The sequence below is a fragment of the Amycolatopsis sp. NPDC051716 genome, assembly GCF_040681595.1.
Taxonomy (GTDB): Bacteria; Actinomycetota; Actinomycetes; order Mycobacteriales; family Pseudonocardiaceae; genus Amycolatopsis.
Window position 1 is genome coordinate 110018 of sequence record NZ_JBFAZA010000037.1, and the last position, 7507, is coordinate 117524.

Genomic DNA, 7507 nt, shown 5'->3' on the forward strand with positions numbered 1-7507 from the left:
CGCTATTGCCGTTCATGTCCGCTCTGCCCGTGCTTCTCCTTGATCGAGGGCACCGTCGTGAGCGGTCGGAGGGCGGAACATGAATGGTCTCGACCCGCTGTTGCGGGAAGTGCGCGAGCTGATCGACCGCCCGCGCTGGAGGTGGTCCGAAAAACACCGGGACCTGCGCGGGGAACAGGCTCTGCCGTTGCTGTGCCTGATCGGCGAGCCGGGCGCCACCGAAGCCGTGGCCGAGGCACTGGCCGCCCGGCTCAACCCGGATCCGGCCCGGCTCGACCGGGTGCCGTCACGGCTGATCCCGTCCGCCTCGGTCGACGCCGCCATGATCACCGTCGATGCCGGGGACGGCCGTCCCGTGCTGCCGTTGCTCAACCACCTGGTCAAGAACCTGAGCTCGGACCGGTTCGGAGCGGGCAAGGAGATTCCGTTCCACACCTTTCGCCTGGTGGACTGGCTGACCCGGCACCGCCAGTCCACGCTCGAACGCAACCAGCAGGCCCCGCTGCGCTCGAAGCTCCTCGAGTGGTACGCCCCGACCTCACCCGAGGGCGACGGCACCGAACTGCTCAGCCGCATGGTGACCGCGGTGGCGCCGGAGAAGGCGCTCGACCTGACCAGGCTGATGCCGCGGCTGCTGTCCCGGTTCGGGCGGTGGCTGTGGTTGCGGGGGCTTCGCGGCGGTGAGCCACGGTGGCTGATGCGTCAGCGGTTCATGGTGCCCAAGCATTCCGCCGATTTTCTGGGATTCGCCCGGCGGCTCACCACCGACGCCCGCGAGAACGAGAATCTCGAACAACTGAAACTTCTCCTGGTCCGCGCCTTTCTGCGGGATCTGCGCCGGTTCTACGGCACTCGCACCTGGTGGCTGCGCCGGTGGCGGCGCACCGCCTACCTCACCGCCGTCCTCCACGGGATCACCGAGGCCAACGGCGGCTGGGAGCTCCTGCACCTGATCAACGACGTGCGCAACCAGACCGGCGAGCACGACCCGTTGCTGGTGGTCGCGACCGCGACGGACCTCCCGGACAGCCTTGACGTCAAACCCGGCTCGGTGCGCACGATCCAGGAGGACGTTGCCGGCTGGAAGAAATACCTGCCACGGCGACGGCAGCAGTTCCGGCCGGCAGCCCGGTTCCTCGTCATCCAGCTCGACGGCGAAGACCCGGCGTCCGGCCGCGACGCGGACAGTGGCCAGCACTGGGAGCCGAGGAAGATCCCCTGGTTCGCTCGCAAACCGGCCGTGGTCGCCGCGGTGCTGCTGCTCCTGGCCGGGGCGGGCGTGAGCACGATGGCGATGCTGCCGGCGCCCGCCCCCGACCCGTGCGGGGTCGCCGGATTCCCCGAGGCCGGCGCCGTCCTCATGTCGGAGACCGGGGAATGCGTCGGGGTGAGTGCCGGGGGGTACGTCTTCGGCAGCACGGGCAAGCTGCGCAAAGCCCAGGAGGCGGTATTCGAGCAGAACGAGATCGCGGAACGTCTGCACGACGCCAACCCCGACCGCTCGATCGTCACGCTGGTCTACTTCGCCGAACTGACCCATCCCGACACCCGGGAAGGCACCGACGACGCCGAGGCGGAGGAGGTGACCGGGCTGCTGATCCAGCAGTCGCAGTACAACACGGTGGGCAACTCCACCGAGGACGCCCTGAACCCGCTGCTGCGGATCGTGGTCGCCAACGGTGGCTACCAGATGCGGCATGCGCGGCGCACGGTCGATCGGTTCATCGCGCCGCTCGCCGAGCGGGACCCGACGGTGATGGGTGTCGTGGGCGGTGGACGGAGTGTCACCCAGACCGAGAGCGCCATCGGCGCGCTCGGGGCATTCGGCATTCCCATCGTGGCCACGACGCTGACCGGGGACTCGTTGCCCGCACTGTCACCGCTGTACTTCCAGATGGTCGCGGGCAACCGCCCACAGGCCCGGCTGGTCGCCGGGTACGCCGCGGCCACCCGGCGGACAGTGACCGTCTACCACCCCGACCTCGTCCAGGAGCCCGACCAGTACCTCAGCACGCTGCGCGACCGGTTCGCCGAACTCGCGCACGGACAATCGTCGATCCGGTTGCGCCAGTGGCGCACGCCGTCGACGGTGGAGGTCGACTGCCGCGCGGACGATGTCGCCTTCTACGCGGGCCGCGAGACCGGCTTCACCGACTTCCTCAACCACGTCCTCGACGACTGCCCGGCGACCGGCAAACCCACCATCATCGGCGACGACGCGGTGACCCGGTTCATCGCCCAGGGGGAGAGCCGCCGGTCCGACCGGTTCGCCAACGTTTCGCTCGGGTACGTGTCGCTGGCCAACCGGGTCGTGCTCGCCGGCAGTTCCTGCGTCTCCGAGGGAAAGCCCGCCGTGGGCAGCGACCCGGACGGTCAGCGGCCGCTGACCATCTTCTGCGCCGGGCTGAGAGGGCTGTACTCGCCGCGGGACGACCGGCCGGCCGGCTGGCAGGCTTTCGGGACGGAACTCGCCGCGCACGGCGGTAACCGCCGCTGGACCGGGGAGCGCGTCGGGACCGCCTACGATGCGGCCGGGCTGTACCTCACCGCCGTGAACCGCAACAAGCTCCGAGCGGTCCCCGAGGCGGGCAAGCTCGCCCCGAACCGGGCGACGGTCGCCCAGGAGTTCCGCGAGTTCGACTGCTCCGACTCGATGAGCGCTGCCTGCTTCAAGGGCGTGTCGGGCCGGATCGACTTCCGGGCCGGCCGCGACGGGGCCGGCCGGCCGCTGGCCGTCGTCACCATCAACGACATCACCGCCATCGACGCCAACCCCGTCTGCACCTTCCGCTTCCAAGACAGCGCGCCCTGCCCTTGAGCGCGTCCAGGACGGGACCCTGCACGGGGGAAGACGCAGATGGGGCTGAGCGAGCTCTGGAACATCGCGCTGCGGGCCTCGCCGAGGCCCGCCTGCCCGATGAAACTCGTGGCGAAGCCGACGGAGGCTAAATCTCTGGTGGGTGACAGCGCCCGCGGCGAAGCTTCCCGCATGACCTCGACCTACACCTTCGAAGACGGCCTTTCCCTGCACCGCTTGGGTTTCGGAGCGATGCGGCTGACCGAGTGGGACCACGTGAAGGACGGCGCCCAGTCCGTCGCCTGCCGCGCGGCCGAGCTCGGCGTGACATTCTTCGACACCGCCGACTCCTCCGACCTGGGCCTGAATGAGGAGCTGCTCGCCGATGCGCTCCACCCGTACCCGGGGCTGCTCGTCGCGACGAAGTGCGGGCACACGCGGCCCAGCCGCGGCGGCTTCTCCAAGCGTCTCGATGACGTGTCCGACTTCCGCGGACTCCCTCCCCAAATCGCACGAGACGTCAAGCTACCAAAGGTGCCGTGTCAACGCGGCTCACCAGTCTTGTGATCGAATTTCGCACTCCTTGTCATATACAAGAATACAATCAATCCAACAGTCACCACGGAATCCAGGATGATTGGCACCCACTGAAACTCGTCAATCAGATTGTTTGCCAAAATAATAAGCAGCGGCGCTATCACCGCGCAGAAGAACAGGCTTATCTTCATCTTCCTGCGCGTCGACCGAAGATCATTATCCGCCATTATCTCCTCCACCCATGCCACCTGATACGCCGAGCAACACGCGTAGGACCACCGAAAACTCGTCCAGCCACTGCTTCATCTTGTCACTCCGGCTGACTCCGCTGAAGTAGCAACTTCCAGCGCTGAAGCGGAACCCGGCCTGGATATAGCAGCCTCCGACGTGGTTGACGACGATTCCGCTCGGGACGGCCACCAGGTAGGACCAGAGTCCACGACAGGCCAGCCGTGTCAGCTTGCCGACGCTTGCCGTGAAGAGAGTGTTTGCGGTGTCCTTGAACCACCCGGTGTCGCGAATACCGTTCCACCAGCCGGAGATTGCGGAAGTACCCGCGGTGTCGGTCTTGTTGATGGGGTCGGCGAACACGTAGTCGTAGTCGTTGGCAGATCCACCTTCGACGGGATCGACAGAAAGGGATCTGCCGAGAATGGGACTGTAGGGACGTGCACCCATCTGAATCAGCGCCAGGGAGCCAGCATGTTCGAAGGCGCGCTGGTACTGACCGAGCCAGCCGTAGTCCATCTGGCCCGGCTGGTTGTCGGGTATCGCGTCCGGAGCGGAGGTTTTGTTCGTATCGAGCGGTTCTCCGTACGGGGTGTACGTCCGCAGGCCATGGATCTGTTTGCCCGCGCCGTCGCACGTGAACGCGATGTTTCCCCGGTTGCTCGGAACGTCCCAGGACTGCGGCGCAGCATTGTCGCCCAGGTGGAGCGTGTAGAGCACTCCGCCGGGGAGGTTGACTGTTCGGGTCACGAGCCGCTTGTCGGCCGACAGGGTGAAGTCAGCGTCATCGGTGCTGCTGGTGTAGCTGTAGAGGACGTCACTGACTGTGTCGCCCTGTCTCGCAGCTCGGCGAGTAATCCGGTTGGCGGCGTCACGGACGTAGCTGATGTCGGCGGGATCGGATCCGGTCGTGCGCGCGGTCAGGTTGCGATCGGCGGCGTCCCAGCCGAGATAGGTGGTCGAGCCGCCGTTCGCGAAGCTGGTCGTGTTTCCATGACTGTCGTATCCGATGTCGGTGAGTGTAGTGGTGCCCCGGGACATAGGCTTCGTCCACGATCGTGCCTGCACGGGTGCGCGTCACCTGGCTGGTGACCGCCGTGTTGTCGTTGGTCTTCCAGGAGAGGAAGCGTAGTTTCGCCCGCCGACGACTAAGCGATTTTCCACACCTCACGAACCGGCCCTCAAAATGAAGGGAATCATGATTTGTGCAGGATTCCCTGACCGACCCGGCCTTCCTCGTCCAGGAATTCGTAATAAACTTGCCCGTCCGGTTGCATCGAAAGGGTGACGGTGACAGTGTCCTCGCAGTGCGACCTGCCGGACTGGATGGATTCCGTCGACCGGATCACCTCGGCCCACGCCGTCTGCAACCGCCACACGCCACCACAGTCCAGCGTGTCGTACCGCACCCGGGCGATCTGCTCCCCCGGCCGCCCTCCGGCGAGCTCGATCTCGACCGGATACTTCGTCGACGGCCCGCCTCGCTGGAAGACGGTTCCGGTCCATGTCGCCAGGAAAGGGTCTGGCACGGACTGACGCGATTCTCCCGGTTCGTAAGGCGTGGGGGTGACCCCGGAACCATCCATCGGTGGGACAACACGTGTTCGCGGCCCGGCCGTCGCCGACGAAGAGGCGGCACCGGCGGAAACTTCCCCACCTTTGAAGAAATCGGCGATCGTCGTCACATTCGTCAGAAAGGTCGCCAGACCCGCGGTAGCCGTGCCCACCGCAGCAACCCACCCGGCAATCTTCTTGCGTGATGTACCTTGCTTTTCTGCCACGGGGCAGGTGTCGACGGGCGGCAGGGATCCGTTACTCGCCCATGACGCCGTCTCCGACGTGCTCAGCCCGGAAGAAGGGCTGCACCGCCGACGGCCGGTATCCCACGAAATCCGGCAGGTCGTGGTGGTCGAACCGGCCGACGTCGACATGCCACGGGGCAGACGGGCTCGCCATGCTCAGCTCGCAGCCTTCGGACAGCAGGTGCTCCTCCGGCTCCCGTGCGCCGGCTTCGAGCAGCCAGGCCGAGCGCCCGGGTAGTCAAACGCGATGAGCCTCTCCACGCCGGGGGCGAGCTCGTACGGCCGGTCTGCGGAAACGGCGATCCGGGCGCCGTCCGGGGTGTGCCGGACAGCGGGTCGATCTGATCGGCGTTCACGTTCCGCAGCGGCCCCTACGCGCGGTCTGGGACCAGCGTCGGTGACCAACCCGGTCCTTGGACGACCCTCAAGACAGACACTAAATCGCCCCTACTCCCGGGTAGCAAAAAAGCCCAGGTCGGTGACCTGGGCTTTGCTCCCCCGCTTGGACTCGAACCAAGAACCCTCCGGATTATTGGTTCGAGCCGTTTCGAGTCGACGTCAGTCGATCCAGCTGGGATGTTTGCAATCGCTCATGCCCTCAGTCGACGTCAGTCGACCTCGTTCGACCTGCAATTTCGTCCTTAAATCGCCCCTAGTTCGACAGCCAGGCCCGCCGCGCGCCTACCCGCAGTCGCCAACGCCGCCATCAGCGTTCCGCAACGCGGCCCGGGCGGTGCGCAAGCAATAGACAATCTGACCATCTGATTACAAGTCCGCCGCTCCGATGTAGCGGTGAGTGTTGCCGTGTGCCGTCCTGGGTCGATAAGTGCAGGTCAACCGGTGTTTTCACAGCTTCGCGGTGTCGTGAGGTCTCGCCCATTGTCAGGCACACTACTTCGTCAACGGAGCCCCCATCGGAGACGCACAGGCCGCCGTTTCTGGCCTGTGTGACCGCCTCCGGAAGGCAGTACGACGAGCGATCAACCGTGTCGGCCGGGCACGGTGCGCAGGCTGAGGCCGTGTTTTCGCGGCGCACCTGGTCCAGGTCGACCACGTTCTCGCCCTGCGGGACGGCGGCCGCGACGAGCCCGACAATTTGCAGGTGCTGTGCACCCGCTGTCACCGTGACAAGTCCGAGGACGAGAAGATCCCAAGGTCCTTTAGACGGTGACGTCAGTGTCCCGCCTTCCGGCGGAGTCGGGGCCGCCGCAACAATTTGATGAGAGCGCGTGCATGTTCGCGACCCGCTTCGTTGGCGTTAAGTGACCAAATGGCAATGGCGGCGATGAGCATCTCGCGGGCAACAGATAACCCAGCGATTACAGCGAAGCCACGTAGCGTGACATCAACAAGAATAGCTTCCATGGGTGCTACGTGGAGCAGTCGGCGCGGATCGTCCCATAGCACCACCAGATCCTCCCTCACTGAGGAGCGCGGTAGATATTCCACCGCCCGGTGGCATCGCAGCGGAGTCCTCCGCCGACCCTGCGTGGCGAACACGTGGGACGTAAACTCCCGGCGCGGCACGCCATCCATGGGGCCTCGTGCAGGCCATCCGGTCGACGTTCGACCGGTGGGCGCTGCCCGGATACGGCGACATCCGCCACCCGGTAGACAATATCGTCGCCGGAGTCAGCGGGTCGCAAGGAGACCCGGACCTCCTACAGCGAGCGGCTGCTCGCCAACGGCAATCCGCTGTTTCCAGCCGAGTAACTTCGCCGTCGGCTGGTTCGCCTGCCCGCCACTGGGAGCCGCGGTGAACCAGGCGGTGTCGCGGGTGCCCAACGCTGGCGGTGGCTGGGGCCGAGCCCCGTTACCTTTTTCGTAGTTCCTGATCAAGGAGCTGTGGTCGCCAGGCCCGGCATGACTGACGCCCCCAGTCGCACGCATGATCCGGGGGGTGATGTCACCGGGCCTGGTGGCATCGAGGGACCGCTGAATAGGGACACGGCCACCAGCTTGGTGGGTCTCGTCGTAACGTGGGTGCCGGCCATCGATGCCCAACCCGGTGACCACGTCGCGGCGAACGAAACGGCATGGTGATGAGCAGCAGCTTCAGCGTGTTCCTCGGCCTGGACGTCGGTAAGGAAGCCCACCACGCAGTCGGTCTGGACCCGGACGGGAAGCGGCTGCATGACGGGCC

The 7507-nt window shown here is 66.0% G+C and carries 6 protein-coding genes; 3 read left to right on the forward strand and 3 right to left on the reverse strand.

From position 1 onward, the window contains the following. The first annotated feature begins 79 nt into the window (after positions 1-79). On the forward strand, positions 80-2818 hold the full coding sequence (locus tag AB0M30_RS37975; protein ID WP_364594452.1) for a hypothetical protein: 2739 nt from the start codon (positions 80-82) through the stop codon (positions 2816-2818). Positions 2819-2857: 39 nt separating this feature from the next. Next, the gene (locus AB0M30_RS37980; RefSeq protein WP_364594455.1) at positions 2858-3364 is read left to right on the forward strand and encodes an aldo/keto reductase; all 507 of its coding nucleotides are present in this window, start codon (positions 2858-2860) and stop codon (positions 3362-3364) included. A 186-nt stretch (positions 3365-3550) separates the two neighbouring features. On the opposite strand, the gene AB0M30_RS37985 is transcribed toward AB0M30_RS37980, so the two are convergent. The 3 genes from AB0M30_RS37985 to AB0M30_RS37995 form a co-directional block, all read right to left on the reverse strand. Beyond that, positions 3551-4603 carry an RHS repeat-associated core domain-containing protein gene (locus AB0M30_RS37985; protein ID WP_364594458.1) on the reverse strand — a complete coding sequence of 351 codons (1053 nt, stop codon included), beginning with the start codon at positions 4601-4603 and terminating at the stop codon, positions 3551-3553. A 155-nt stretch (positions 4604-4758) separates the two neighbouring features. Next, entirely contained in the window at positions 4759-5343 is a 585-nt protein-coding gene (locus tag AB0M30_RS37990) for a hypothetical protein (RefSeq protein WP_364594461.1), read from the reverse strand. Positions 5344-5374: 31 nt separating this feature from the next. Then, positions 5375-5518: a hypothetical protein gene (locus tag AB0M30_RS37995; protein WP_364594464.1), complete on the reverse strand. Its 144-nt coding sequence runs from the start codon at positions 5516-5518 to the stop codon at positions 5375-5377. Between the two features lie 882 nt (positions 5519-6400). On the opposite strand from AB0M30_RS37995, the gene AB0M30_RS38000 reads away from it, so the two are divergent. Beyond that, positions 6401-6535 (forward strand): HNH endonuclease signature motif containing protein, encoded by a 135-nt coding sequence (locus AB0M30_RS38000; RefSeq protein WP_364594478.1) that lies wholly within the window; start codon positions 6401-6403, stop codon positions 6533-6535. The last annotated feature ends 972 nt before the right edge of the window (positions 6536-7507 follow it).

Coding starts and splice junctions, on each gene's coding strand:
- AB0M30_RS37975 (WP_364594452.1), top strand. CDS start 80: ATGAATGGTCTCGACCCGCTGTTGCGGGAAGTGCGCGAGCTGATCGAC.
- AB0M30_RS37980 (WP_364594455.1), top strand. CDS start 2,858: ATGGGGCTGAGCGAGCTCTGGAACATCGCGCTGCGGGCCTCGCCGAGG.
- AB0M30_RS37985 (WP_364594458.1), bottom strand. CDS start 4,603: ATGTCCCGGGGCACCACTACACTCACCGACATCGGATACGACAGTCAT.
- AB0M30_RS37995 (WP_364594464.1), bottom strand. CDS start 5,518: ATGGCGAGCCCGTCTGCCCCGTGGCATGTCGACGTCGGCCGGTTCGAC.